The 26,491-nt window shown below is 59.6% G+C and carries 18 protein-coding genes; 11 read left to right on the plus strand and 7 right to left on the minus strand.

Features of this window, described 5'->3' with window-relative positions; genetic code table 11:
- Positions 1 to 15: 15 nt before the first annotated feature.
- Positions 16 to 1,293 carry a DUF2254 domain-containing protein gene (locus JFT58_RS03515; RefSeq protein ID WP_054895918.1) on the minus strand — a complete coding sequence of 426 codons (1,278 nt, stop codon included), beginning with the start codon at positions 1,291 to 1,293 and terminating at the stop codon, positions 16 to 18.
- Positions 1,294 to 1,396: 103 nt separating this feature from the next.
- Here JFT58_RS03515 and JFT58_RS03520 point away from each other — a divergent pair, with 103 nt between their 5' ends.
- The 5 genes from JFT58_RS03520 to JFT58_RS03540 all read left to right on the plus strand — a co-directional run bounded on the left by JFT58_RS03520 (position 1,397) and on the right by JFT58_RS03540 (position 9,102).
- Entirely contained in the window at positions 1,397 to 2,293 is an 897-nt protein-coding gene (locus JFT58_RS03520; protein ID WP_054895919.1) for a LysR substrate-binding domain-containing protein, read from the plus strand.
- 217 nt (positions 2,294 to 2,510) lie between these two features.
- Positions 2,511 to 3,752 (plus strand): multidrug efflux RND transporter periplasmic adaptor subunit MexE, encoded by a 1,242-nt coding sequence (gene mexE, locus JFT58_RS03525; RefSeq protein WP_038452140.1) that lies wholly within the window; start codon positions 2,511 to 2,513, stop codon positions 3,750 to 3,752.
- 15 nt (positions 3,753 to 3,767) lie between these two features.
- Complete coding sequence (locus JFT58_RS03530) at positions 3,768 to 6,947, plus strand: efflux RND transporter permease subunit (protein ID WP_034127367.1); 3,180 nt, start codon at positions 3,768 to 3,770, stop codon at positions 6,945 to 6,947.
- A complete protein-coding gene (locus tag JFT58_RS03535) occupies positions 6,944 to 8,359 on the plus strand; it encodes an efflux transporter outer membrane subunit (protein ID WP_054895920.1) in 1,416 nt (471 codons plus the stop codon). The genes JFT58_RS03530 and JFT58_RS03535 overlap by 4 nt, the downstream gene beginning before the upstream one ends.
- 218 nt (positions 8,360 to 8,577) lie before the next feature.
- A complete protein-coding gene (locus tag JFT58_RS03540) occupies positions 8,578 to 9,102 on the plus strand; it encodes a hypothetical protein (protein ID WP_054895921.1) in 525 nt (174 codons plus the stop codon).
- 64 nt (positions 9,103 to 9,166) lie between these two features.
- On the opposite strand, the gene JFT58_RS03545 is transcribed toward JFT58_RS03540, so the two are convergent.
- The 3 genes from JFT58_RS03545 to JFT58_RS03555 form a co-directional block, all read right to left on the minus strand.
- Entirely contained in the window at positions 9,167 to 9,550 is a 384-nt protein-coding gene (locus JFT58_RS03545; RefSeq protein WP_140915276.1) for a hypothetical protein, read from the minus strand.
- Positions 9,551 to 9,872: 322 nt separating this feature from the next.
- Positions 9,873 to 13,274 carry a hypothetical protein gene (locus JFT58_RS03550; protein ID WP_140915277.1) on the minus strand — a complete coding sequence of 1,134 codons (3,402 nt, stop codon included), beginning with the start codon at positions 13,272 to 13,274 and terminating at the stop codon, positions 9,873 to 9,875.
- A gap of 303 nt (positions 13,275 to 13,577) precedes the next feature.
- A complete protein-coding gene (locus JFT58_RS03555; RefSeq protein WP_054895923.1) occupies positions 13,578 to 14,591 on the minus strand; it encodes an AraC family transcriptional regulator in 1,014 nt (337 codons plus the stop codon).
- Positions 14,592 to 14,759: 168 nt separating this feature from the next.
- Between JFT58_RS03555 and efeU the strand changes: the two genes are divergently transcribed.
- Genes efeU through efeO (JFT58_RS03575) form a run of 4 tightly spaced genes read left to right on the plus strand, consistent with a single transcriptional unit; the run spans position 14,760 to position 18,978 of the window.
- Positions 14,760 to 15,605 (plus strand): iron uptake transporter permease EfeU, encoded by an 846-nt coding sequence (gene efeU, locus JFT58_RS03560; RefSeq protein ID WP_034127362.1) that lies wholly within the window; start codon positions 14,760 to 14,762, stop codon positions 15,603 to 15,605.
- Positions 15,606 to 15,615: 10 nt separating this feature from the next.
- Positions 15,616 to 16,818, plus strand: a complete 1,203-nt coding sequence (gene efeO / locus JFT58_RS03565) for an iron uptake system protein EfeO (RefSeq protein WP_054895924.1) — start codon at positions 15,616 to 15,618, stop codon at positions 16,816 to 16,818.
- Positions 16,819 to 16,832: 14 nt separating this feature from the next.
- Complete coding sequence (gene efeB / locus JFT58_RS03570) at positions 16,833 to 18,137, plus strand: iron uptake transporter deferrochelatase/peroxidase subunit (protein WP_198834296.1); 1,305 nt, start codon at positions 16,833 to 16,835, stop codon at positions 18,135 to 18,137.
- A 25-nt stretch (positions 18,138 to 18,162) separates the two neighbouring features.
- Positions 18,163 to 18,978: an iron uptake system protein EfeO gene (gene efeO, locus JFT58_RS03575; RefSeq protein WP_034127360.1), complete on the plus strand. Its 816-nt coding sequence runs from the start codon at positions 18,163 to 18,165 to the stop codon at positions 18,976 to 18,978.
- A 56-nt stretch (positions 18,979 to 19,034) separates the two neighbouring features.
- Here efeO (JFT58_RS03575) and JFT58_RS03580 read toward each other — a convergent pair whose 3' ends face one another.
- Positions 19,035 to 22,466, minus strand: coding sequence for a hypothetical protein (locus JFT58_RS03580; protein WP_198834297.1), 3,432 nt, complete (start codon positions 22,464 to 22,466; stop codon positions 19,035 to 19,037).
- Between the two features lie 120 nt (positions 22,467 to 22,586).
- Entirely contained in the window at positions 22,587 to 23,930 is a 1,344-nt protein-coding gene (gene pssA, locus JFT58_RS03585) for a CDP-diacylglycerol--serine O-phosphatidyltransferase (protein ID WP_054895926.1), read from the minus strand.
- A gap of 124 nt (positions 23,931 to 24,054) precedes the next feature.
- Between pssA and JFT58_RS03590 the strand changes: the two genes are divergently transcribed.
- Positions 24,055 to 24,618, plus strand: a complete 564-nt coding sequence (locus JFT58_RS03590) for a TetR/AcrR family transcriptional regulator (protein WP_072448602.1) — start codon at positions 24,055 to 24,057, stop codon at positions 24,616 to 24,618.
- A gap of 54 nt (positions 24,619 to 24,672) precedes the next feature.
- Complete coding sequence (locus JFT58_RS03595) at positions 24,673 to 25,152, plus strand: nuclear transport factor 2 family protein (RefSeq protein ID WP_054895928.1); 480 nt, start codon at positions 24,673 to 24,675, stop codon at positions 25,150 to 25,152.
- Positions 25,153 to 25,325: 173 nt separating this feature from the next.
- Here the strand turns inward: JFT58_RS03595 and JFT58_RS03600 are convergent, their stop codons facing one another.
- The gene (locus tag JFT58_RS03600; RefSeq protein WP_054895929.1) at positions 25,326 to 26,483 is read right to left on the minus strand and encodes a PQQ-dependent sugar dehydrogenase; all 1,158 of its coding nucleotides are present in this window, start codon (positions 26,481 to 26,483) and stop codon (positions 25,326 to 25,328) included.
- Positions 26,484 to 26,491 lie beyond the last annotated feature (8 nt).

A 26,491-nucleotide genomic window follows, 5' to 3' on the forward strand; every position in this document is an offset into this window, starting at 1 on the left:
AGGCCCAGTAGCCTCCTACACGCCTATCGCCTTGGCCAAGGCGCTTAGTCGCTCCTTCTCATGCTGCAGTGTCAGTGTTGCATGCGCGCGTGTGACGAGTTGGTCCGCCTGCCTAAGGCACGCCGTTTTGAACAGAACAGGGTTTATTTCGGCAAGGCTGATAAGGGCTTTCAACAGGCGAGCATCCACTTCGAACACACCTGCACCGTCTCTGCTGATCGGGGCGAAGAAATCCTCAAACAGATCATCGACGTTCAGCCCTCGAACAAATACCTGCTCACACTGCTGATCTGTCTGCCGGCCAGACCCGCCGGGCTTACCCCAGCATGTCAACGTTCTCACTCCCCGACCAATCACATCAATAGCGGTACCTGGATCGTTGACGGCAGGTGACAACGCGCGCGAAGCGATTTCAGAGAGGACGCAGAGCCCGAAACGGGGATCGTGTTCGAATGTGCGACGGTTACCGATGGTCAGCGTAGACAAGATCTTTTCCCTGGTGGCCTGTGTGCCATCGTCTTGCCAGGTGCCCAGGCTGACCACGTGCAACAGTGGCATGCCTTCGTGTACGAAGGTTCCCGGCACCACCTCCAGGTAAATATGCGTGCAGTCGTGCTGCGCGATAGCGCCCAAGGCCAACACGTCGATATGCTGCACATAGCCCGTCTGCTCACTTTCGATGGTCATTGCGCCGGGGGCCAGAGCGTGATCGGTCGGGTAGGCTGCAGCGCCGAGGCAGGGCCATTGGGCGCGTTGGCTGATGGCCGCCATGGCCGCTTTTTCGACGCGGTCGATGGTTTCTCCTACCCTGCCGAGCTTGGACAAATGGTCGATCCACCGCAGCAGGGTGTAGACCACCAGTACAACCACGGCGATGGTCACCGCGAACAGCAGCACGCGACCCTGCGCGCCGTAGGCGCCGGTGCTCAGGGCAATGATGCCTACCAGGCTGAAAAGAAATGAGCCAATAAACGTAGCGAGGGCGTTTTGCGTCGTAGTGTCTTCCATCACCAAAGTGGTGGCTCGCGGGGTCACACCACTACTTGCGGCACCGTACGCGGTGACCATCGTGCTCAACGAAAAGGTCGTGACGGCCAGCATGCTGGACGCAATGATGCCCAGAATCTTGTCCACCGCATCTGCACCGATGCGCGTGGGCAGGGACTCGGGAACGAAGTCTTTGAACACAACGGCAAGCAGTGCCGTAGCGACCCCTAGAAGCGAGAACAAGGAGGCTCTGAACCACAATCGCTTGGTGAGACGATGGGTTGCCCAGCGCAAACGGTCGATCATGTGGTGCCCTCGGTGACTGCGTTGATTTGAACGGAGTGTACATGGCCGTCGATACTGGCTAAGTTGAATTAATTTTGGCCATCTCAAAAATGGAACACTGCCCATGTTCGACCTCAACGAACTCTTCCTCTACGCCAAGGTGGTCGAGCACGGCGGCTTTGCGGCGGCGGGCCGTGCGCTGAACCTGCCCAAATCGACCTTGAGCCGCAGAGTCAGCCAGCTTGAAGCCAGGCTGGGGGCGCGGCTGATACAGCGTTCGACGCGCCAGTTCCAGGTCACCGATATCGGCCAGGCCTATTACCGCCATTGCGTGGCGATGATTGCCGAAGCCGAGTCGGCCGAAGATGTGATTGCCTTCAACAAATCAGAGCCGCGGGGCGTGATCCGCTTGAGTTGCACCACTGCGCTGCTCAACTACTGGGTGGCGCCGATGCTTGCCCAATTCATGGCCCAATGCGCCAGCGTCGAACTGAACGTGAAAAGCTTCAACCGCAAGGTCGACATCATCAGCGAAGGCTATGACATGGCCTTGAACCTGTGTTTCCCGCCGCTGGAAAGCAGTGAGCTGGTCATGAAGGTACTGGCTAAAAGTCCTCAGGTACTGGTGGCGAGCGCGACTTTTCTGCAGGACGCTCCCCTGCCCTCGCTACCGGCTGACCTTGCCGGGCTGGCGACGATCCATTGGGGCAACCCGTTGCTTGCGTACCTGTGGGACCTGACCGGGCCGGACGGCGCGACGGCCCAGGTCGCGCACACGCCACGCCTGGTCAGTGATGATATGTCGACCCTGAAAAACGCAGCACTGGCGGGCGTGGGCATCGCCAACCTGCCGCAGGTAGTCGTGAAAGACGAACTGGCCGATGGCCGCTTGATTGCCGTATTGCCTGAATGGCAACCCGCTGAAGGCGTGATCACCGCCGTGTTCCCCTCCAGGCGTGGGCTGATGCCGTCGGTGCGGTCCTTGATCGACTTTCTGGGCGACGCGTTTGAGGCGCCGTGATGCTCCCACGGATTGCTGGGAAAGTTCCTTGCACCCTCAGCAACAGTCTTTTGTCATCAATCACATTGATAGCTCCCTAACAAAACCCCCATGCTAGAGGGCTGACTCCGCGCTTATATCATTCCGAATGATAGTTACCTTTGCTTCATTCGATTCGTGACCTAGCACCTCCCCGCGCATGATCCGCCCATCTCAAATACATTGGCGGATGCACCTCATGGAACAGTCACTCAAACTTTTGCGCTTCCCCTTGGCGATCTTGGCCGTGGTGGTGATGAGCGCATGCGGCAAGTCCCCGGAACAAGCGGCCGCCATGCCTCCTGCCAAGGTCAGCGTGGCCAAGGTGCTGGAACAGCCGGTCAACGAGTGGGACGAGTTCACCGGGCGCCTTGAAGCGCCGGAAACCGTGCAGATTCGTCCTCGGGTGTCCGGCCAGATTGACCAAGTCGCTTTTACTGAAGGCGCTTTGGTCAAGAAAGGCGACCTGCTGTTCCAGATCGACCCGCGCCCGTTCCAGGCCGAAGTACGCCGCCTGGAGGCCCAACTGGCTCAGACCAAAGCCGCCGCCACCCGCAGCGAAAACGAAGCGCAACGCGGCGAACGCCTGCGCCAGAGCAATGCGATCTCCGCCGAACTGGCCGACTCGCGCACCACCGCCGCCCAGGAAGCCCGTGCCGCGATGGCCGGGATCCAGGCGCAGTTGGACCTGGCCAAGCTGAACCTGAGCTTCACCCGCGTGACCTCGCCCATCAGTGGCCGCGTCAGCCGTGCCGAAATCACCGCCGGCAACCTGGTAACCGCCGATACCACTGCGCTCACCAGTGTGGTCTCCACCGACAAGGTCTATGCCTACTTCGATGCCGATGAGCGCGTGTTCCTCAAGTACACCGAACTGGCCCGTGAAGGCCGGCGCGGCGCAACCACCCCTGTGTACCTGGGCCTGTCCAACGAAACCGGCAACCCGCACCTGGGCCAGATGAACTTCGTCGACAACCAGGTCAACCCGGCCACCGGCACCATTCGTGGCCGTGCGGTGTTCGACAACAGCAAGGGCGAATACACCCCTGGCCTGTATGCGCGCTTGAAGCTGGTCGGCAGCGGCACCTATTCGGCGGTGTTGATCAATGACGAAGCCGTCGGCACCGACCTGGGCAAGAAATTCGTACTGGTGATGGACGGCGACAAGCCGGCTTATCGCGCGGTGGAACTGGGGCCGAAAATCGAAGGCTTGCGCATCGTGCGCAGCGGCCTGACCAAGGACGACACCGTGATCGTCAAGGGCCTGCAGCGTGTACGCCCAGGCTCGCCGGTCGCACCCGAAACCATCCCGATGGCCAGCAAGGAAACCCTCGCCGCCTTGGCCCAACAACGACAAGCGCTTGAAGCCAGCAACCTGGAGCAAGTGGCGCCGGAAAAACCCGCGCCCAAGCTCGCAAGCGTCGCGACTCCACGCGGTTAAGGGATACGACTCAAGATGAATTTTTCCAAGTTCTTCATTTCACGGCCGATCTTCGCAGCGGTGCTGTCGCTGTTGATCCTGATCGCCGGTGCAATCTCGCTGTTCCAACTGCCGATCAGCGAATACCCGGAGGTGGTGCCGCCGACCGTGGTAGTGCGCGCCAACTTCCCGGGTGCCAACCCCAAAGTCATCGGTGAAACCGTGGCCGCGCCGTTGGAGCAAGCCATCACTGGTGTCGAGAACATGCTGTACATGTCCTCGCAGTCCACCGCCGACGGCAAGCTGACCCTGACCATCACCTTCGCCCTGGGCACCGACCTGGACAACGCGCAGGTGCAGGTGCAAAACCGTGTGACGCGCACCCAGCCCAAGCTGCCGGAGGAAGTGACGCGCATCGGTATTACCGTGGACAAGGCCTCCCCCGACCTGACCATGGTGGTGCACTTGACCTCCCCGGATCAGCGTTATGACATGTTGTACCTGTCCAACTACGCGATCCTCAATATCAAGGACGAACTGGCCCGCCTGGGCGGCGTCGGTGACGTGCAGTTGTTCGGCATGGGCGACTACTCCCTGCGCGTGTGGCTGGACCCGAACAAGACCGCCTCACGCAACCTGACCGCCACCGATGTGGTCACGGCGATCCGCGAGCAGAACCGCCAGGTGGCAGCCGGTGCCCTGGGCGCCCAACCTGCGCCGAGTGACACAAGCTTCCAGTTGTCGGTCAATACCCAGGGCCGCCTGGTCACTGAGGAAGAGTTCGAGAACATTGTGATTCGTGCCGGCGCCAACGGTGAAATCACGCGCCTCAAGGACATCGCCAGGGTCGAACTGGGCTCCAGCCAATACGCGCTGCGCTCGTTGATCGATAACCAGCCCGCCGTTGCGATTCCGATTTTCCAGCGTCCCGGCTCCAATGCCATCGACATCTCCAACGATGTGCGCAGCAAGATGGCCGAGCTGAAAAAGAGCTTTCCGGCGGGCATGGATTATCGCATCGCCTATGACCCGACCATCTTTGTACGCGGCTCCATCGAAGCGGTGGTGCATACCCTGTTTGAAGCACTGATCCTCGTGGTGCTGGTGGTGATTCTGTTCCTGCAGACCTGGCGCGCCTCGATCATTCCATTGGTGGCGGTGCCGGTATCCTTGATCGGTACCTTTGCGGTGATGCACCTGTTCGGGTTCTCGCTCAACGCCCTGTCATTGTTCGGCCTGGTGCTGGCCATCGGTATCGTGGTGGACGACGCCATCGTGGTGGTGGAGAACGTCGAGCGTAATATCGAACTGGGCCTGGAGCCGTTCCCGGCGACCGAAAAAGCCATGAGCGAGGTTACCGGCCCGATCATCGCCACGGCGCTGGTGCTGTGCGCGGTGTTCATTCCAGCCGCCTTTATCAGTGGCTTGACCGGGCAGTTCTACAAGCAGTTCGCCTTGACCATCGCGATCTCAACCGTGATCTCGGCGTTCAACTCCCTGACCCTGTCCCCTGCCCTGGCCGCTGTGCTGCTGCGCGGCCACGACGCGCCGAAGGACCGTTTCTCCAAGTTCCTCGACAAGGTCTTCGGGGGCTGGCTGTTCCGTCCCTTCAACCGCTTTTTCGAAAAGGCCAGCCATGGCTACGTAGGCACCGTACGCCGAGTGATTCGCGGCAGCGGTATTGCCTTGTTCGTCTACGCAGGTTTGATGGTGCTGACGTTCTTCGGGTTTGCCCACACGCCGACCGGTTTCGTACCGGCCCAGGACAAGCAATACCTGGTGGCCTTCGCCCAACTGCCCGACGCCGCAAGCCTGGACCGCACCGAAAACGTGATGAAGCGCATGTCGGAGATCGCCCTTAAACAACCCGGCGTGGAAGCCGCAATTGCCTTCCCGGGCCTGTCGATCAACGGGTTCACCAACAGCCCGAACAGCGGCATCGTGTTCGTGACCTTGAAGCCCTTTGATGAGCGCAAAGACCCAAGCATGTCTGCCGGTGCGATTGCCGGTGCACTGAACGGCCAATACGCCAATATCGAAGAAGCCTACATGGCGATCTTCCCGCCGCCGCCGGTACAAGGCCTGGGCACCATCGGCGGGTTCCGCCTGCAGATCGAAGACCGTGGCAACCTCGGCTATGACGAGCTGTATAAAGAAGTGCAGAACGTGATCGCCAAGAGCCACGGCGTGCCTGAACTGTTCGGCCTGTTCACCAGCTACACAGTGAACGTGCCGCAAGTCGACGCCGCCATCGACCGCGAAAAGGCCAAGACCCACGGCGTGGCGATCAGCGACATCTTCGACACGTTGCAGGTCTACCTGGGTTCGCTGTATGCCAACGACTTCAACCGCTTTGGGCGTACCTACCAGGTCAACGTGCAGGCCGAGCAACAGTTCCGTCAGGACTCCGACCAGATCGGCCAACTGAAAGTGCGTAACAACAAAGGCGAGATGATCCCGCTGGCGACCTTTATCAAGGTCAGCGACACCTCGGGGCCGGACCGCGTGATGCACTACAACGGTTTCATCACCGCAGAAATCAACGGCAACGCCGCGCCGGGCTACAGCTCCGGCCAGGCCCAGGCCGCGATTGAAAAACTGCTCAAAGATGAACTGCCCAACGGCATGACCTACGAGTGGACCGACCTGACCTATCAGCAAATCCTCTCGGGCAATACTGCGCTGTTCGTGTTCCCGCTCTGCGTACTGCTGGCGTTCCTGGTGCTCGCCGCCCAATACGAAAGCTGGAGCCTGCCACTGGCGGTGATCCTGATCGTACCGATGACGCTGCTGTCGGCCATTACCGGGGTAATCATCTCGGGCGGCGACAACAACATCTTCACCCAGATCGGCCTGATCGTACTGGTGGGCCTGGCGTGCAAGAACGCGATTCTGATCGTCGAATTTGCCAAGGATAAACAGCAGGAAGGCCTCGATCCGCTCGCCGCGGTACTGGAAGCCTGCCGCCTGCGTCTGCGGCCGATCCTGATGACCTCGTTCGCGTTCATCATGGGTGTGGTGCCGTTGGTGCTCTCCAGCGGTGCCGGCGCCGAGATGCGCCATGCCATGGGCGTGGCGGTGTTCTCCGGGATGATCGGTGTGACCTTCTTCGGTCTGTTGCTGACACCAGTGTTCTACGTACTGATCCGTCGCTATGTCGAGCGCAGTGAAGCGCGCAAAGCGGCCAAGGCCTTGAAGCTGGAGACACAGCAATGAGTGTGAAAGTATTCCTGCCGAGCCTGTTGGTGCTGGCGCTCGCCGCCTGTGCCGTAGGCCCGGACTACAAGACCCAGCAACTGGAGGCGGCCAATATCACGGCCGCCGCCGACACCAAGAGCTACGACCACGCCAAATACGAAGGCATCTGGTGGCAGCAGTTCGACGACCCGACCCTCAACCAACTGGTGACCCAGTCCCTGAGCGGCAACCGCGACCTGCGCGTGGCCTTCGCCCGTCTGCGGGCGGCACGGGCCATCCGTGATGATGCGGCCAACGACATCATGCCGGTGGTCACCTCCCGCGCCAGCAGCGATGTGGGCAAGGGCCAGATTCCCGGCCAGACCACCAAACGCGTCAACAGCGAGCGCTACGACCTGGGCCTGGACATGGCCTGGGAAGTGGATTTGTTCGGACGTATCCGCCGCAACCTGGAAGCCAGTGACGCCGACCAGCAGGTGGCCGAAGCCGACCTGTACCAGCTGCAAGTCACCATGATTGCCGAGCTGGTGGATGCCTACGGCCAACTGCGCGGTGCGCAACTGCGCGAACGTATTGCCCTGGACAACCTGAAGAACCAGCAGGAGTCGCGTGCCATCACCGTCAGCCTGCGTGATGCTGGCGTGGGTGATCAGCTCGACGTGGAACGTGCCGATGCGCGCCTGGCGGCGGTGGAAGCCAGCGTGCCGCAACTGCAGGCCGAACAAGTGCGCGAGCGCAACCGCATCGCCACCCTCCTCGGCCAGCGCCCCGACGAGCTGAGCGTGGACCTGAGCCCGAAAGACTTGCCAGCGATTGCCAAGGCGTTGCCGATTGGCGACCCAGGGCAACTGCTGCAACGGCGCCCGGACATCCTCAGCGCCGAACGCAAACTGGCCGCCGCCACCGCACGTATCGGCGTGGCCAAGGCCGACCTGTTCCCACGGGTGAGCCTCAGCGGTTTCCTCGGATTCACCGCCGGGCGCGGTTCGCAGATCGGCTCGGCCGCCGCGAATGCCTGGTCTCTAGGGCCGAGCATCACTTGGGCCGCGTTTGACCTGGGCAGCGTACGCGCGCGTTTGCGTGGCGCGAATGCCGAAGCCGATGGCGCACTGGCGACCTATGAACAGCAAGTGTTGCTGGCATTGGAAGAGTCTGAAAACGCCTTCAGCGACTACGGCAAGCGCCAGCAACGTTTGGTCTCGCTGATCCGCCAAAGCGAATCCAGCCGCGCCGCCGCCGACCTTGCGGCGATCCGCTACCGCGAAGGCACCGTGGACTTCCTGGTCCTGCTCGACGCCCAGCGCGAACGCCTGGCCGCCGAAGACGCCCAGGCCCAGGCCGAAGTCGACCTGTATCGCGGCATCGTCGCAATCTACAAGGCCCTTGGGGGTGGTTGGCAGCCGGATACAGTGGTGGCTAGCAACAAGTGATGTAAAGAGCTCCTTTGGTTGGTCGCATCCAGCCAATTTTTAGCCCTGCGGTCCATTCGGTCGCGGGGCTTTTTTTTACCCTGGCATTAGCGGATCAATCAATTTGGCCTACGTGTAATACTTATCTGAAAGAAGTTTCCCAAATATTCAAACAGGTTAAATATCTGTCGCAAGGGGTCGATAGCAGGGTGAACCTTTCATCCTATAAGGAGACGAGCATGGATATGAGAGTGGTAATGCCCAATGCGATTTCTAAGCAGGCAGATGCTTTTGTCATCAAAAACCCAGAGAAAACGACGAACACGTTTACTTTTACTGAAGAGTCCAAAGCCGTTGATGAGCTGCGAGTGTGGCAGCAAACGCATCTTGCTGACCTGAAGCAGTTTTTAAAGAGCTATGACATGACATCTATTAGCACTGACGAGCTAAAAGTGGTCGGAAGGCGGTTGTACGAGAGCAATATCATTGATGCAAACGCTTTCGGCGTATTCACATTTGGAGATGGTGCATTTGATGCCAACGGAAAACAAACAAACACACAGGTAAAATTCAACGCAATCGCCCTATTCAACGAAAAGCTGGATGATTACCTTGACTTTGTTAAAAGCAACCCAAGCGTGGGGCGATCGCAAGGCATTCCTGAATACATAAAAGGGATGGTGGATGCTAATCGCGCTATTAATGCGTTGGCGTACTTCTCGAACTCTTCGAAAAATGATCTGTCAGTCGAAGAGCATGCTTGATCCCGACGCAGAAACCCAAATCGAAGTGTGCCAGAACCTCTGGCACACCTTATTTATCTATGGGTCAGCGGCCGTATCTAACGGTACCCGAATAGGACTTTGATTCCCCATCCGGGTTGTGAAGCCTCACTCGATAGGTACCTAAGGTTCCTACCCAGGAAGTATTGGCTGAAAGCGCGTTACCGGCGACGGCTTTCCAGGAACTGCCGACCTCTTGATCAATATAAATCTGAGGACTTCTCCCTGCACCGCCAGCGGAAACCATGGCATTTATATTTGCGCCGGAGCAACCGTTCGCACCACTTATCGTGAAGGGACCATGGGCGACACTATCACCTCCAGGCCCGATTATCCCGGTGAAGCTCTCTGAAATATTCAAGCAAAGCGCAGACACCTGAACAGACACCACCATCAACGCACTAAAGGGTAACGCAATTAAACGCTTCATAAGTTCACCATCACATTATGGATTGAAAACTTAACGCATGAAGGTCATCACACCACGTGCTCATTCAGCTATAGCAACGCCCTAACAGTTAAGTACTGTGACCCCTCTACCCAAAAGCCTCTGTAGCGGCCGCGTAGGATCACCATTAAAACTGTGCACGATTTTTTGCTTCGGATATGCCAGCCACTTCCTAAAAACAATAAGGCAGGGTCTGTCATACTCAAGCGAAGGGCGCTGTCAGTTATTTCCTGATCCCGCCTGTAACGCCACTTTCAAGCAAGTCAGGTGCCGTCCTGGCCGCCCATTCTAAAAAGAACCTTTTTTAAAATACCAAGTGCTCTTGCACATAGGCCTTGAACGCCTGGTCACGTGCCGGCTGATGCGTGAGCGGGCGCTCGGGAAGCACTGTACCGGGAGGCTGCTGCATTAATCGGTAAACTCCGATCAGCTTCCTGGAGCCCTGGTCCATCGCGTAGATCAACCCTGGCGCGGGGGCGCGCGCAGAGCGTTTGCTGACGATTCTTATGGGTACCTGATCGGTGATCGGTAATTCCCCAAAAGCCGCCTGCGCGGCTTCAATTATCGCGCGGTTCTGCTTGAACAAGTTGGGGTCTGTCTTGAGCTGAGACAGCAGGGCAACACTGGTCATCGTGGACTCCGCGTTGAGATTGCCGGCGCGGGAGCCATACATGTTGACGCCCGTCTTGCCCACAAGGACTGGTGCATCTTCACCTGGCAGGACCAACACTGCAGGGTCGGTATGCCCGTTGGCCAGGTTGAGCAAACCTGCCGCATTTTCTTCATCTGTTCTCAACCGCGTGAGGTAGGCGAGATCAAGCGTACCTCGGCTCACAGGGCCTGGCAGGTGGTCCAATTCATGAATCAACGCGTTGCTCATAGCGCCTTCGTGGGAGCCGAAATGCTGGTAATAGCGCTTGGCACCATCGATGTTGACCTCCATGAATTTCCCCGTCTTATCGACCTTGAAATCTTCCGGGATGACCTGCGCCACCCATCGTTGGTCCCGGGAGCGCATGAACTTTATATTTCTGGTGGTCAGCGCTTGAGCGTTGGTCTTGAGCCGTGTAAGGCGAGAGGTCATCAGTGTTCGTGCGTGATCAGGTCTAATGCCCTGGAAGCTCTTGAGCACAAAGTCCACGTCTTCAGTCAGCGCAGGGTCTGCTAGCGCTTTAAGTGCATCGTCCACCTTGGACACCATCAGCGGCTGCGAACGCTCGATGAGTTCCTTGACCTCCGCGCGTGTGGCTCTCGGCCCTGGCTTGACCTTGCCTTCGTTCGGTTGCGTCTCCACCGGGCGCTCTTCCTGCGGCTTTTCTGTGCTTTTTAGCGAGTCGCGGCGCATTTGCCGAACGCGCCCGACCCGTTGTTCTTCGAGTTGCGCTTTCCAAGCGGCGCGCACCACGCTCTGGGACTTCTCTCCAAGCCGATACAGGCGGCTTCCTACCCACTTGGCGGCTTTGAGCAGAGGTTCAGAGAGGCCGGCGAATGGATTGAGCAAACCGTTGGTGACTGTCCCCACCGCCCGGGTAGCCGCCGCCAGCCTGGAAAAGCCGGTTTGCGCCTTATCGAACGCTGCAGCCCCCTCCGCTGCACCTCCTGCGACGACAGTAATGGCTACCGCAACGTCGGTGGCGCACCCTGTCAACGCTCTCAGATCTTTTTTGACGTGCCCGGAGACAATGTCGTCGTAGCAAGCCTTGAAGGGAATCAATGTATTTACAAGTGTTTTACTGACCCGTTTGACCCGATCCTGGAAACGCTCCGAGGCCGTTTGCCCCATTGCGGTAGTGAGGAGTTGTTCGGGATCCAGCACCAGATTGCGTTGGGCTACGTAGTCAGCAATCGCATTGGCCCGCTCCGAAAAAAAACCAAGCGGTGCCAGCGTTTGTGAAGATGTCGCCGCCGGCAGTGTTTCGCGCAATGCCCTGATCTGCACCTCGGATGCCCCCGCCCGTGGACCGTCCACGTGGGACTTCATACGGGTCACCCACAACCGCGGGACGATTGCCTCGCCTTTGTCCAGCATCGCCTTGAAGTCGTGCCGTTCGACATAGGTCCCGCTCATGGGAAAAAACTCATAACACTTGGCATCTTTGCCCTGCCCGACGCCGATCAGGAAGCCATAGCGCCCCCTCACCGCCTGGAGTTGCTCATCGGCATCTGTTATGGAAGTACCTGCGCCATTAATGGACTCGGCCTCGACTCGATAGAAGGTCAGTTCCTGAGTGGCCAGTGCCTGCCGGTCCGCGTAGGGCATTTTGCTGAGAATGTCTTTCAGGCCCGTGGAGACGGCCTTTTGAAAACGCTCGGTATCACCCTTGACAGCCTCGGCAAGGGACTGCCCGGAATGTTTCAACCTCGTGAAGTGCACCCGCAGGGAGGCCAGCCTGGGGTCATATTCATCTTTGAACAGCGTGGCGCCAGTCATATCCTCAAGCCTGGTCGAGGCAAATTCACCGTACTTGAGATTGCCGCTCATGTGCAGGTCAACCAGGCTTTCCTTAAAGCCGAGACTGCGCTGCAACCAGGGTAACCCGGGCACCATATTAGACAGCAACTGGGGAAACCGGTACGCCACGGTATGCATCGGTTCGTTCAGATCGTGCCCGGGAAGCACGCGTTCGAGGTCAGCCTGTGCTCGCGCTCGCCGGTCTTTTATCGGGGTGCTCAATGTTACAAGGGCCTGATGAGAGCTCTCGATATAGTCGTTGTATTTTGTCGCCGCGACTTGCAGGTCTTGGGTGGTGTACTGATCGTCCGCTCGCCGAGCAATGACCCCGTGCATCGTTGCCCAATCAAGCAGCGGTTCTGTTTCGATGGCATGAAACAACACCACTTGCTCCGGCGTCTGGGCCTGGAGGATGGCGCGCTCCAGCACCTGGTCATAGGTGAGGGTGCGGCTGGAGCCCTCTGCTGACTCCTCCAGCAACGCGACAGTTTTCCTGAGTACCACCCAGGCAGGAGAGCCGATGCGCAACGTATCCGGCGTGTCTGGCAGCACAAACTCTGGAGCGACACTGGCCAGCATGATATGCACAGTGGCATCCACCGCCTCGGGCCGCACGCGCCCATTGCGCACCAGATGCGCCTTCAAGTCGCCCTTGACTTCTGCCAGGGTACGCCCGGCGTTAGCCGGTGAGTACAGGTCATAACCTGCGATATGGTTTCTACGCTGCCCCAGCTCGGGGTCAATGCTCAACATCAGGGCAGTCAGCAGCAATTGGTTGCGCTGGTCGTTTGAAAACCCGGCAGGATCACGCCCAATCGCAGCCAGCAATGTGTTCTGCCGATAGCGATTGAGCGGTGCATGGCTACTCAGATGCCGAGTGATCTGATCATCCATGTTTTGCGTGGTCACGTTCATGCTGGTGAGGATGCCGTCGCCGACATAGGTTCTTAACGCCTCGACCAAGCGTTGGCGTTCGTCAAGGCTCAGGCTTGGGTGGCCTGGCTCCGGTGCCTGCGCAGATGCCCAGGTGTAGTTGCCCAAGGCAGGACTCGATGGTAGCCCAAGACGCTGCCAATTGATCAGGTTACGCACCTGCGCGGCCGTTCGCGGCAGGTTTTCACCACTCAGCCCTGGAAAACGTTGTTGCAGAAACGCCAGCGCGGTGGTGTCTTTGTCGACGGCGCCAGGACGGGGTGCCAGGTTAAACCGCAGGTTCGCCAGGTCGACGAAGGCATAGTCAGCCTTATCGAGCACACTGCGCTCCAACACGGTCAACCAGGCTTGCCGGTCAATCGCGTCCGCCTCGGCTTGAGTGAATCTGTGTTGCGCGGGATCCGACCCGGCAACCCACGATGACGAGACCTCAGGGGGGGTAACAAAAGGTGGGGGACCGAAACGCGCTGAAGAGAGAAGAGGTATTGCTGCAGGAACTTTTGATAACACGTCCATGACCCAGCGTTCAATAAGGGTTTCCAGACTGAGAGAAGGTCTGCGCTGGCTCCATAGGAAAAAGACGAGGCGCAAGCCAGACCTTTCGCTACGCTAATTGCCGCCGATTCAACTCGCGTCGCGCAGAATCAGGCTGCGCAAGTGCCCCGGATTGGACCCGGACCACTTGCGGAACGCCTTGTAGAACGAACTGGTATCGGCAAACCCCAACCGCGACGCAATCTCGGCAAAACTGATCTGCGGTTCAGCCAGCCACACAATCGCCAGCTCCTTGCGTACACCGTCTTTGAGGCCCTGATAAGTCTGCCCCTCCTCTGCCAGGCGGCGGCGCAGTGTGGAAGCGGAAATGCACAAGCTGGCCGCAAGGCCCTCGGTTTCAGGCCAGGTATGGGGCGGCATCTGGCGCAGGTCGTGCTTGATACGGGTGGCGAGGCTTTCGGGATCGCGGTATTTGACCAGGATGTTGGCCGGCGCACGGGCAAGGAAGCGCTTGAGTTCTTCCGGACTGCGCTTGATCGGCAGGTCGAGACAATCGGCTGAAAAAATCATGCGTGTGCGTGGTCGGTCAAAGCGCAGGTTGTCAGAAAACATCACCCGGTAATCGTCACAGAAGTCCGGCTGCGCGCAACGCAGTTCAATGGCGAGGATCGGGATGCGCCGCCCCGCCAGCCAGCAGGCGACGCCGTGGACGATCATCCAATAGGTGAAATAGGTAAAAGCGCGTTTTGGCTCATCAGGTTCGAGCAGGACAATCTCCGCCAGACTCTGCTGGCGAACCAGTTGGGCCGGAAGATGCTCAAGCATCAACGAGAGAAACCCCAAGCCGGTTTCCAGGCCGGCCGCCAGGCTGGGTTGCGCCATGGAGGCGCGACACAGGAACGCCAGGCTACCGGACTTGAGTGTGCGTGGGTCCATGCCAAAAAACTCATCGTCCCTGCGCCGCGCCAGCAAGCGCCACAGACGTGCATAGGCCGTGGCCGCCACGCGAGCGTCGGGCTGCTCAAGCAACGCCGGGTCAATCCCGACTTTGCTCAATGCCTCAACGGTGGCCGCTCCCGGCGCGCAACTGTGCAACAGCGCTTCGCGCACAAGGTGGATGGAGATAGTGTCTTTTTCCGACATGGGGCGTTGAACTGTCCGGCTGCAGTCTGGGTGGTCTGCATCATAAAGGCGGTTGCGCTTCGCCACCACCGTTCAGCCCACGTTCAGCAAAGGTCAATATTTCTTGTTTAGCAATGAGTATCATTATGTTACAACTTAGCTCCCTAACTAGTTGTGCCCGGGTGCCCGATGCTCGTTCCTTTTTTAATCATGCTGCGCGAAGGCATTGAAGCGGCATTAATCGTTGGCATTATCGCCAGTTACCTGCAACAGACCGGGCGTGGCCAGTGGATGCCTGCAGTGTGGATCGGCGTGTTCCTGGCGGCAGCGCTGGCGCTGCTGGTGGGCGGCGGCCTGGAGTTGGTCAGTGCGGAATTCCCGCAAAAGCAGCAGGAATTGTTTGAAGGTGTCGTCGGTCTGGTGGCCGTGGGCATCCTCAGTTCCATGGTGTTCTGGATGCGCAAAGTGGCGCGCTCGATTAAACACTCGCTGCATGAATCCCTCGATCATGCGCTGGCCGGCTCCAGGCATCAGGTGTTCGCCTTGATCGCCATGGTGTTCTTCGCCGTGGCCCGCGAAGGGCTGGAGACGGTGTTCTTCCTGTTGGCCGTGTTCCAGCAAAGCGAAGGTCCGGGCGCTCCGGTGGGCGCCCTGCTTGGCCTGGCGCTGGCCATTGTTGTGGGTTTGCTGATTTATTCCGGCAGCATGCGCCTGAACCTCAGTGCGTTTTTCCGCTGGACCGGCCTGTTCATCCTGGTGGTCGCGGCCGGCATTCTCGCCAATTCGGTGCAAGCCCTGCATGAAGCCGGCGTGTGGAATCACTGGCAGACCGTGCTATTCGACTTCAGCGCTGCGTTGCCCATGGACAGCCCGCTCGGTTCGGTACTGGCCGGTATGTTCGGTTACCAGGAGGCGCCGACCGTGAGCACCCTGGGCGCCTATCTGATTTACCTGGTGGTGGCCCTGGTGATGTTCTTCCTGCCCGCGGCCCCTACCCAGCCCGTTGCCAATACCTCTTCAGTTTCCAGCCAGTAAGGACCGTCTCTTGTCCAACCCAACCCCTCAATCGGCCCCGCCGTCCCGCGCCCTGCGCTGGGGCGTGGCCGGCTCGGTGGTGGTGATGATCGCCGCCGGAGGCCTGTTCTACTACGCCTCGCAATTGGCCGCCGGCAAGCGCCAGACCAACCACAATGAAATCGCGGTGACCATCCACGGCCACGCCTGCGAACCCAACGCCCTGACGGTACCAGCAGGACATGCCAGCTTTCGCATCATCAACCGCTCCGACCGCGCGGTGGAGTGGGAAATCCTCGACGGCGTGCTGGTGGTCGAAGAGCGGGAAAACATCGCCCCAGGCCTGAGCCAAGTGATCAACGCCAACCTGCTGCCCGGCGACTACGCCATTACCTGTGGCCTGCTGAGCAACCCTCGCGGCACCTTGCATGTCACGCCCACGGCAGAGTCTGACGCCCAGGCCAAGGCCAAGCCGTCGATGGTGGCCTTTATCGGCCCGTTGTCGGAGTTTCGCGTGTACCTGAGCAGCCAAGGCGGTGCGCTGGTCAAGGCCGTAACGGTCCTGCAACAGGCCATCGCCGCCGGCGACCTGGCCCAGGCCCAGGCGCTGTATGTACCGGCGCGCGAGGCGTATCAGCGCCTGGCGCCGGCGTCTCAGCGTCTGGCCGAATTGGATAACGCGATCAATGCCCGCGCCGATTATTTTGAACAGCGCGAGCAGGACCCCGCCTTCAGCGGCTTCCACCGCCTCGAATACAGCCTGTTCCAGCAACACAGCCTTGATGGCCTCGCGCCGGTCGCCCAACGCCTGGTTACCGACGTCACCACGCTCAAGCAGCAATTACTGGCCCAGTCCCTGCCCCCGGAGCAACTGGTGAGCATCGTGGTCCGCAACCTCAACAGCCTGGCGGACGTGCGAGCGGCGAGCGGTGAAGAGGAACGCTACAGCCACATCGACTTGAACGGCTTTGCCGCCAATCAGCAGGTCGCGCGCAAGGTGGTCGACCTGATGCGCCCGTTGCTGGTCAAGTCCGCCGCCGACCTGTTGCCCGCTATCGACAGCGCGCTCAACGCCTTCGACAGCGAACTCGACGGGCTCAAGGTGAATGACCGCTACCCCAGCTACGACAAGGTTACAGCCGATCAGCGCAAGCAGATCGGCGACAAGGCCAAGGCACTGGCCGTTGCACTCGATGGAATCGACCCCGCCCTTGGCCTTTCCGGCCTGCAGTGAAGACGACCGCATACATGAGTGATACAGAACAGTTTGACCTCCAACGTCGCCGCGTCCTGTTGGGCATGGCGGCCACCGGCGCTGCGATTGCCGGCAGCAGCCTGACCTGCCCGGCGATGGCGGCAGCGGCTGAGCAAGTCACCACCGCACCGCGCAGTGACAAGACCCAGGACCACCAGGCGTTTTTCGGCAAGCACCAAAGCGGCATCGTCACCCCGCGCCCGGCCTGCGGCATGGTCGTGGCGTTCGATGTACTGGCCAGCGACCGCCAAGACCTGGAACGTCTGTTCCGCACCCTCAACGAGCGCATCGCATTTCTGATGACCGGCGGCACCGTGCCCCAGGTCGACCCGAAATTGCCGCCCACCGATTCCGGCATCCTTGGCCCTGTGGTCACACCGGATAACCTGACCATTACAGTATCGGTCGGTGAGTCGTTGTTCGACGAACGCTTCGGCCTTGCCGCCGCCAAGCCCAAGCGCCTGAGTCGCATGGTCGGCTTTCCCAACGATGCACTGGAACCGGCGCAGTGTCACGGCGACCTGAGCCTGCAGTTCAGCTCCAACACGCCGGACACCAATATCCACGCGCTGCGTGACATCGTCAGAAACCTGCCCGACCTGCTGCTGGTGCGCTGGAAGCAAGAAGGCAGCGTGCCGCCCCAGGCACCGGCCAAGCCCGGCGAACCGGCACAGAGTGCGCGCAACTTCCTGGGCTTTCGCGATGGCTCGGCCAACCCCAACTCCAACGATGACAAGGCCATGGACCAGATCGTCTGGGTACAGCCCACCAGCGACGAGCCGGCCTGGGCCGCTCATGGCAGTTACCAGGCCGTGCGCATCATCCGTAACTTTGTCGAGCGCTGGGATCGCACCCCGCTGCAAGAACAGGAAAGCATCATCGGCCGTATCAAACCCACGGGCGCGCCCATGGACGGCCAGCACGAAACCCAGGTCCCGGACTACCGCAAGGACCCGCAAGGCAAGTTGACCAAGCTTGATGCTCACATCCGCCTGGCCAACCCGCGCACCCCGCAGACCCAGGCCAACCTGATCCTGCGGCGGCCGTTCAACTACTCCAACGGCGTCAACAAAAACGGTCAACTGGACATGGGCTTGTTGTTCATCTGCTACCAGGCTGACCTGGAGAAAGGCTTTATCAGCGTGCAAACCCGGCTCAACGGCGAACCGCTGGAGGAGTACCTCAAGCCAGTGGGTGGCGGGTATTTCTTTACCTTGCCGGGTGTCACCGGGCCCAAGGATTTCATCGGACGCACGCTGCTCGCCGCAACGCACCCTCACCCCCCTGCCAAGACCTAAAACACCCCACAGCGGAATGCATCCCATGAAGAAGTCGTCTATCGCGTTGTTGTTACTCAGCCTTTCGCCACTGGCAAGCTTCGCCGCTACTGCGCCGTTGGACCTGGTGGGCCCGGTGTCGGATTACAAAATCTACGTCACCGAAGAAATCGCTGAGCTGGTCACCCAGACCCAGGCGTTTACTGACGCCATCAATAAAGGCGACCTGGCCACCGCCAAGAAGCTCTACGCGCCGACTCGCGTGCACTATGAGTCCATCGAGCCGATCGCCGAGCTGTTCAGCGACCTCGATGCGTCCATCGACTCACGCGTCGACGATCACGAGAAAGGCGTCAAGGCCGAAGACTTCACCGGTTTCCACCGCATCGAGTACAGCCTGTTCTCCGAGAACACCACCCAGGGTCTCGCCGCCCTGGCCGATAAACTCAACAAGGACGTGCTGGACCTGAAAACCCGGGTTGACGGCCTGACCTTCCCGCCTGAAAAAGTCGTCGGCGGCGCCGCAGCGCTGCTTGAGGAAGTCGCCGCCACCAAGATTTCCGGTGAGGAAGACCGCTACAGCCATACCGACCTGTACGACTTTCAAGGCAACATCGACGGTGCAAAGAAAATCGTCGACCTGTTCCGTGGCCAGATCGACCACCAAGACAAGGCATTTTTGGCCAAGGTCGATAAAAACTTCGCCGCCGTGGACAAGATCCTGGCCAAATACAAGACCTCGGATGGCGGCTTCGAGACCTACGACAAAGTCAAGGAAAACGACCGTAAGGCTTTAGTGGGCCCGGTCAATACACTGGCGGAAGATTTGTCCACTTTGCGTGGGAAGTTGGGACTCAACTGATCGAAAGCGCCCCCCGTACGTCACGGCGAGGGCGCTGCCTGAAGTGTTTCAGGTCGTCATGCGGGCAGTGCTTCAAACCCATCCAGCGGCGTGCCGGTCGGCAACCCGGTCTTTGGATGGGTCGCGTACCAACGTCCATCGGTCTGTACCGCGTACACCGGTATCGAATGATTGTGTCCGTTATGAGCACCAGGCTGAACCGCCTGCTCCTGGACATTGTGCGGCGCCTGCAACTGGTTTGATACACCCAGGCAAGTGCGCAGTTTTTCTTCCACCACGCCAAGCTTTAAAAGCACTGAGGGGTTCGATGCCCTGCCTAACGCTTTAGGCAGCGCGACGAGCCCTTTCCCTCCAGCGGCCATCAAATCTGCCGCGCCATCCAGTGGGTTCAAGAAGCCACTGACCACCTCAACCCCCTTTTCCAGTACGCGAAACGCCTTGACGCCGAAGGGAGCCACAGCTTTTGTGGACTTGACGAGCGGTTTCAAGGTTCCAAATGCCCCACCTGCGAATGCCCCGGCGGTGTCGATGATCAGCCCGCGCATCCCTTCAACGATGTTGCCTTTGGTCAGGTCAATGACGGCCCCGACAAACGGGATCATGCTCAACAAAATACTGTCGTTGCGTCGCAATATTTCGCGCTTTTGTTCCAGCGGCAACATGCCATGCGCGACCTTCAGCACGCTGGCACGATGATGGATAAAATTGCCCTGCATGATCCGATCGACAATTGACTGGGTGCGGGGCGACGAAAAACTGTTAGGCACCTGGTTGGATGCCTCGCCCTGTACAGAGACCGGCGTAGCGTGCAGGGTCTCGCCCAGCTTATCAATAATGACACCTGGCGAGGTCACACCGGGCCTGGGCAAGGCATTGGAGCTGTAAGCGGCAAAATCAAATGGTTCCACCGCGCCCAGCCGCACGGGGAGCTCTGACACCGCCCATGGCCCATACGTCTTCGGCACCGTTTGAAAGGTCCCTCCGAGGGCCAAATCACGCGGCAGGTCTTCGCGCTTGACGATCAACAGCTTGTCCGGGAACACCTCGAAGTAGCTGATTACCCCGTTGTAATTGCAGCGTATCAGCGTGCCCTTTCGCCCTCTGCGCTCCTCCACCTGCTCCGGTGTTACATCTATCTCAGGCACGCTATCGGTTGCCTCGCGCAAGGCAAACAGGTCCACGTCCCCCCACTCCAAGGCTTGGCGATCAGCCAACGGCAGTTGGGCGATCATGCGTCTTGTGGCGATGCTCAAACCCTGCTTGAGTTTGTCCAGGTAGGCATCGACTTCACCGGGCAACTGGGCCTGCACATCCGGTAAATGGGCGATCCTGGCGTTCAACGCTTGCACGTTGGCATCAACGGCTGCCTGGTCGGATGCGCTCAGCCGCGGAATTACAAATGGAGAGGTGCGCCGGGCTGGTTGTGGCGGCTGCTCCCCGGGCGCCAGCAGCATCCACCGGTCCCTTGTAAGGTCGCCGGTCATGTACGTCTCGATCAGCGTACGCGTTCTCGGCTCGGACAGCTTCATGTTGCGGCGTTCATCCGCGTCTGCGATGTACACCCGCATGGCTTTCAACTGTTCCGCGCTCAGGCCTGGAAATACTGTCTGCAAGTTCCTGATCGCCGAGTCTTCTCGTATAGGCAGCGGCAGGTTGAACTGCTCCAACGCATAAACGAGTTGCTCGCACTCCTCATTGAAAGCCGTGATGGCCTGCAGATGGTGCTGCTGTGTGTAGCGGCCATCCACTGGCTTTTCATAAAGCCCGCGCATCAAGCCCCAATTGAGTAACACGTCGATCCCATAATTATCCAATACCGCCGCTTCGCCCGGCGTACTGGTGCTCAGCCGGCTGAGTCCCATAATTTCGGTGTGGCTCATGCGCCGCGAGCAACCAGGCCCACCTTGCCGCTCGGCAAACGTGACCCCCAGGCGAAAGTCGGCCCATTCCACCGAGCCTATCCGCATCGTGGAAGGGATATCCCGGACCAGAAACTCGGGCGCGCTACTGGCCAACAACAGATGCGCGGCCAGCGGTACCGTCTTTGGATCGAGCAAGGTGTTCTGAGCCAGTTGGGTCTCGATTTCAGCGCGTACCGATGCCATCGTCCGTCCACTGTTGGCGGGCTGATAGATGTCATAACCGGCAACGTTTCCAGGGCGCCGAGGCATCTCGGGGTCAATCTGCAACAGAGCCGCAGTGAGTGCCCACTGTTTGGCTTCTAGGGTCGATAAGTCATAGGTGCCGGACGCGCTCTGAAAATACAAACTGCGAGCAGCGGCCTTGCCCCAGTTCAGGGCTGACGGGTGGTCGAGGATCCGCTCCAGTATCTTGTCGGCGTTGGCACGCACTTCTTGCGGGGTGTGCTCATCGAGTACGCCGCGAAAATCCAAGGCGCGCAATAGACTCGGTTCGCTGCGGCTGATGGCATCGTCGCGCATGAACTGAGCTACCAAACGTTTGTCATTTTCAGACAACATGCCCGGTGCCCATGGTCGTGCAAGCAATTGCGCGTAATTACCCAGCGCAGGGGCAGGCGCCACCGCAGCTTGCAACCAGCGAATGACATTGCGCACTTCCTTCGCGGTCTTGGGTACGAGGAAGCCGTGAGAAATCAGTACATCACGCACGGCGGCCTTGTCGGCACCGTCTGTGGCAAGCACCGACGTGGCGCCGATCGGCGTCTGCGCATCGGCCAGCGACACCTCTTCGTCGTCGGGTCGATTGCGAACCAGATCAGCCAGGCAACCTGCCAGGTATTGACGCTCGTCCAGCCGGTCGATGGTTTTTCTTGCCGCAAGGCTGCTGCCCTGCAGCCGGCCTTTTGTCTCGGTTGACCAACCGGACCATTCCTCCGCCAACAGTTGTCCACGCACCAACGCCAACTCATCGGCATTCGTTGGCGGGGTGATGTCATGCCACTGCAAGACAGCATTGCGAGAAAACCGGTCGGACTGTTCCGGCACATAAGCCACCCCATTACCCGCCCTATCCAACGCCGTGGCAGCGGCGCGCAATCGGGCCCCGACCTGCCACCAGCCAGAATCGTCGTTCAGAGTGAACGTCTTTCGCGTTCCCACGCGACCGCTTAAGACCAGCCCTGTGATCGAATCCGGTTTCACCACCACGGTATCCAGGGCCATGCCTTTGCTCATAATCCACGCCTTGACTTCATCAGTATTGAACGCACTGCGCAAAGCGGCAAAGCCTGCGTAGAAAGTGCTGTCGGTGGGGATCTGGACGAGGGAATCCCACGCGTGGCGCGTGGCTGATGTCGCCAGCTCGTTACGCAGGCGGTGATCACCCTCGCTCGACGCCAAGGGCACAGGTTGCAGCGTCCATCGTCGGGGACTATCTACAGCAGGATTTGAGGCTGCTTCGCGCTTGCTGCGAACAACGGGGTCGGGGAAGGCGTTTGCCGCCGGGCTCACAGAATGTAGCGGCGGCGTAAACGCAAGGGTGTCGCGACTAGGGCTGATACTCGACATGTCTGTTTCCTCTGAACCAATCAAGGGCAGAGTTCTCGTCCCTAAGAACCGTCGAGAAACAACGTAGCAACCAACACAAGCTATGCGAGTAGGTAAACTCCTAAGGCGGTGAAAACAGTCCTACAGAATACGGTACAGCAACCGCTCGATGCGCACTCGACTGACCCGGCGCAGGAACTTGCCCACCGCGGGTGGATAATCCACCAGCGTTTGCAACTGTTGGTAGCCCTCGATACGGGTTACGTGCTGGAAGATCTGGGCCAACTCGGTACGCCGCGGCGCTAGCCACTGCCCTTGTGGATCGTCGATCAGCAAGCCGTTTTCCAAATCGAGGCGAAACGCCCGAGGGTTGAGGTTGTTGCCGGTGAGCAAGGTGTAGCGCTCATCCACCCACATGCCCTTTAGATGGTAGGTGTTATCGCCGTCGCGCCATAAGTGCAGGTTCAACTGGCCGCTGTTGATCATCGGCTGATGCCGCTTGGCAAAGCGTCGCAGGCTGATCTCGTACAGGTACGGCAACGCCGCAATCACCTTGAAAGGATCGGTGGGCGGAATGTAGAAATCGTTGGCGGTCTTGTCGCCCACCACGATGTCGATCTTCACACCGCGTGCCAGAGCGCGGTTGATCTCACGGGTCACCGGCAATGGGAGGTTGAAATACGGCGTGCAAATAGTCAGCTGCTGCTGGGCGCTGGCGATCAATTCGAGGATCACCCGGCTCAACGGGTTGTTCTTGCCGACGCCCAGCAATGGGCTGACCGACAGATGACCGTTGGGAAACTGGCCGGCCGTGGTGTCGTAGGCCGCATGCTTGAGACGGCTGCGCAGGTCGCCGATGTCGTTGCGCAGGCTGCGAGTGGTGGGCGGGTTCGGCAGGTCCAGGCGATGCACGGCCTTGGACGCCACCAGGCCGTGTTCCACCAGATGCTGCATCGAATCGGCCAAAGGTTGGCTATGGATCAGATGGTAACGGTCGAAGCGGTATTTATCGAACTTGTGCAGGTACACATTGTTCAGGCTGGCGCCGCTGTACAGCACGCTGTCATCGATCACGAAACCCTTGAGGTGCAACACGCCGAACAGCTCGCGGGTTTGCACCGGCACGCCGTACACCGGTACTTCGGTGGCGTGGCGCTGAGTCATCGCTTGGTACCAGGCGCTGTTGCCCGGTTGCTTGCCCGCGCCGATCAACCCGCGCTGGGCACGCAGCCAATCAACCATCACCACGATGTCCAGTTCGGGCCGTGCGGCCTTGGCGGCATGCAGCGCGTCGTAGATTTCCTGCCCCGCCTCATCCTGCTGCAAGTACAAGGCAACGATGTAGATACGCCGCGTGGCCTGGGCGATTTTCTCCAACAAGCAGCGACGGTAGGCGTCGGCGCTGGGCAGCACTTCAATGGCCTCGTTGGACAACGGGAAACCGCGCAGCTTGGGCAACAGGGAGCGTTTGAAGAACGACGGCATAGGGCTCGCAATGGGTCGAATCCGAAGAGGCCCAAAGCTTACACCATGAGGCTGCTCAGGTCTCGCAGTGGGCAATTCAAAAAACCGGTTGACCATGAAGAACGATCGTTCTACTGTGCGAAACATGAACGATATCACTCAGAATGAAACCCGCGACATCATCCTCGACGTCACCGAAAAATTGATCTATCGCCACGGCATTGCTGCCACCGGCATGGACTTACTGGTGAAAACCGCCGGGGTGTCGAGAAAGAGTATCTACCGCTACTTCGCCAACAAGGATGAGTTGGTGATTGCTGCCCTTCAACGCCGCGACGAGCGCTGGATGCAGTGGCTGCGCAGCGAAGTGGAACACAGCGACGACAGCGGCCAGCGCCTGCTGGAGCTGTTCAGCGCGCTCAAGCGCTGGTTCGGCTCGGCGGACTTTCGCGGCTGCGCCTTTATCAACACCAGCGGTGAAACCGGCGACGCCCAGGACCCGGTGCGCCTGTTGGCCAAGGCCCATAAACGCAAACTGTTCGATTACGCACTCGAACTGTGCCAAGCACATGGCACTCCCGACCCGGAGCAGCAGGCCGCGCAACTGCTGATCCTGATCGATGGTGCCATTACCGTCGCCCTGGTCATGGGTGATTCAACAGCTGCCGATAATGCGCAATGCATGGCGCGGACCTTACTGCAACTTTGAACTCACAGACCAGGCAACTTTCGACCCAACCTTAATTACTTTGAGGAGCCGCCCATGTCAGCCCAAGAAGACGTCCGTCCACCCCTGCCGCCGTTTACCCGCGATTCGGCCATCGAAAAAGTCCGCCTGGCGGAAGACGGCTGGAACTCCCGCGACCCACAACGCGTGTCTCTGGCCTACACCCTGGATACGAACTGGCGCAACCGCGCCGAATTTGCCCATAACCGCGAAGAAGCCAAGCAGTTCCTGAGCCGCAAATGGGCCAAGGAGCTGGATTATCGACTGATCAAGGAATTGTGGGCCTTCACCGATAACCGCATCGCGGTGCGCTATGCCTATGAATGGCACGATGATTCGGGTAACTGGTTTCGCTCGTACGGCAATGAGAACTGGGAGTTCGACGAGAACGGCTTGATGGCCAACCGCTTTGCCTGCATCAACGATATGCCGATCAAAGAGAACGAGCGCCAGTTCCATTGGCCGCTGGGGCGGCGCCCGGATGACCATCCAGGCCTGTCAGAGCTGGGGCTATAACCCCGACTCTGCAGACCGAATGAGATCCAATGTGGGAGCTGGCTTGCCTAAGAAAGCGGTGGTGCAGTAACAGATTCAGCGCCTGAAACACCGCCTTCGCAGGCAAGCCAGCTCCCACACTTGGATCGCAGGGCATCAATTGGATCAGCGTCTGCTGTCAGCCCCACGTACGTTTAGTCCTGATTCAGCCCAACCCGATACAACACGCCGTCATCCTCATCGGTCAGCACATACAGAAAGCCATCCGGCCCCTGCCGCACATCGCGAATTCGCGCTTTCAATTCGCCCAACAAGCGTTCTTCGTGGATCACCTTGTCCCCCTCGAACTGCAACCGAATCAGCTCTTGGCTGGCCAGCGCGCCGATAAACAGGTTGTGCTGCCATGCCTTGAATCGGTCGGCGTCGTAGAACGCCATGCCACTGATGCCCGGCGATTTCTCCCAGACATGATGGGGCGCCACTGTGCCCTCTGCCGTTTTGCCCTTGGCTTCCGGAATCGGCAGCAGGGAATAGTTGATGCCATGGGTTGCCAACGGCCAACCGAAGTTCTTGCCGCGCTCGATGATATTGACTTCGTCGCCGCCACGGGGCCCGTGTTCATGTTCCCAGATCGTGCCGCTCCAGGGGTTCAGGGCCAGCCCCTGAGGGTTACGCTGCCCGTAGGACCAGATCTCCGGACGCACGCCGGGTTGACCGACGAAAGGGTTGTCGTCCGGCACGCGCCCATCCGGGTAGATGCGCACCACTTTACCTTGCAGCTTGTCCAGGTCCTGGGCCGTGGGGCGGTCGTTGTTCTCCCCGAGAGTCACGAACAGGTAGCCATCACGGTCGAAGGCCAAGCGCGAGCCAAAGTGGTTGCCAGTAGACAGCTTGGGCTCCTGGCGCAGTATCACCTTGAAGTCCTCCAAGCCGCTCAAGTCGGCCGCCAAACGCCCACGCCCTACGGCTGTGCCGGCCTTTCCACCCTCGCCGCCGCCTTCGGCGTACGACAGGTAAACCAGGCGGTCTTGCTTGAAGTCTGGCGACAGCACCACATCCAGCAACCCACCCTGCCCTTTGGCCCATACCTGCGGCACGCCCTTCAAGGGCGCAGACAGCTTGCCGTCCGGGCTCACAAAACGCAGGTTTCCAGGCAGTTCGGTCACCAGGAAACCTTGCTGGTCGGGCAAAAACGCCAGTGCCCACGGATGGTCAAGGCCCTTGGCAACCGGCGTGGCGGTGATGCTGCCTTGCTCGCTGGGGAACTGTTGGCTATCGGCGGCATACGCCGCGCTCAACGGCAGTAACGCGCTGGCGCACAGGGCGGCTAGCAGGGTTTTACTTACAAACATAAGGCGAA

The sequence above is a fragment of the Pseudomonas sp. MF6767 genome (assembly GCF_016405475.1).
Lineage (GTDB): Bacteria > Pseudomonadota > Gammaproteobacteria > Pseudomonadales > Pseudomonadaceae > Aquipseudomonas > Aquipseudomonas paracarnis.

What these genes read in the sequence shown, in the direction of transcription:
- JFT58_RS03580 (WP_198834297.1), bottom strand. Translation starts at nt 22,466, where the DNA reads ATGTCGAGTATCAGCCCTAGTCGCGACACCCTTGCGTTTACGCCGCCG.
- efeO (WP_034127360.1), top strand. Translation starts at nt 18,163, where the DNA reads ATGAAGAAGTCGTCTATCGCGTTGTTGTTACTCAGCCTTTCGCCACTG.
- mexE (WP_038452140.1), top strand. Translation starts at nt 2,511, where the DNA reads ATGGAACAGTCACTCAAACTTTTGCGCTTCCCCTTGGCGATCTTGGCC.
- JFT58_RS03590 (WP_072448602.1), top strand. Translation starts at nt 24,055, where the DNA reads ATGAACGATATCACTCAGAATGAAACCCGCGACATCATCCTCGACGTC.
- JFT58_RS03535 (WP_054895920.1), top strand. Translation starts at nt 6,944, where the DNA reads ATGAGTGTGAAAGTATTCCTGCCGAGCCTGTTGGTGCTGGCGCTCGCC.
- pssA (WP_054895926.1), bottom strand. Translation starts at nt 23,930, where the DNA reads ATGCCGTCGTTCTTCAAACGCTCCCTGTTGCCCAAGCTGCGCGGTTTC.
- JFT58_RS03540 (WP_054895921.1), top strand. Translation starts at nt 8,578, where the DNA reads ATGGATATGAGAGTGGTAATGCCCAATGCGATTTCTAAGCAGGCAGAT.
- JFT58_RS03530 (WP_034127367.1), top strand. Translation starts at nt 3,768, where the DNA reads ATGAATTTTTCCAAGTTCTTCATTTCACGGCCGATCTTCGCAGCGGTG.
- JFT58_RS03545 (WP_140915276.1), bottom strand. Translation starts at nt 9,550, where the DNA reads ATGAAGCGTTTAATTGCGTTACCCTTTAGTGCGTTGATGGTGGTGTCT.
- JFT58_RS03515 (WP_054895918.1), bottom strand. Translation starts at nt 1,293, where the DNA reads ATGATCGACCGTTTGCGCTGGGCAACCCATCGTCTCACCAAGCGATTG.
- JFT58_RS03520 (WP_054895919.1), top strand. Translation starts at nt 1,397, where the DNA reads ATGTTCGACCTCAACGAACTCTTCCTCTACGCCAAGGTGGTCGAGCAC.
- efeU (WP_034127362.1), top strand. Translation starts at nt 14,760, where the DNA reads ATGCTCGTTCCTTTTTTAATCATGCTGCGCGAAGGCATTGAAGCGGCA.
- JFT58_RS03600 (WP_054895929.1), bottom strand. Translation starts at nt 26,483, where the DNA reads ATGTTTGTAAGTAAAACCCTGCTAGCCGCCCTGTGCGCCAGCGCGTTA.
- efeB (WP_198834296.1), top strand. Translation starts at nt 16,833, where the DNA reads ATGAGTGATACAGAACAGTTTGACCTCCAACGTCGCCGCGTCCTGTTG.
- JFT58_RS03555 (WP_054895923.1), bottom strand. Translation starts at nt 14,591, where the DNA reads ATGTCGGAAAAAGACACTATCTCCATCCACCTTGTGCGCGAAGCGCTG.
- JFT58_RS03595 (WP_054895928.1), top strand. Translation starts at nt 24,673, where the DNA reads ATGTCAGCCCAAGAAGACGTCCGTCCACCCCTGCCGCCGTTTACCCGC.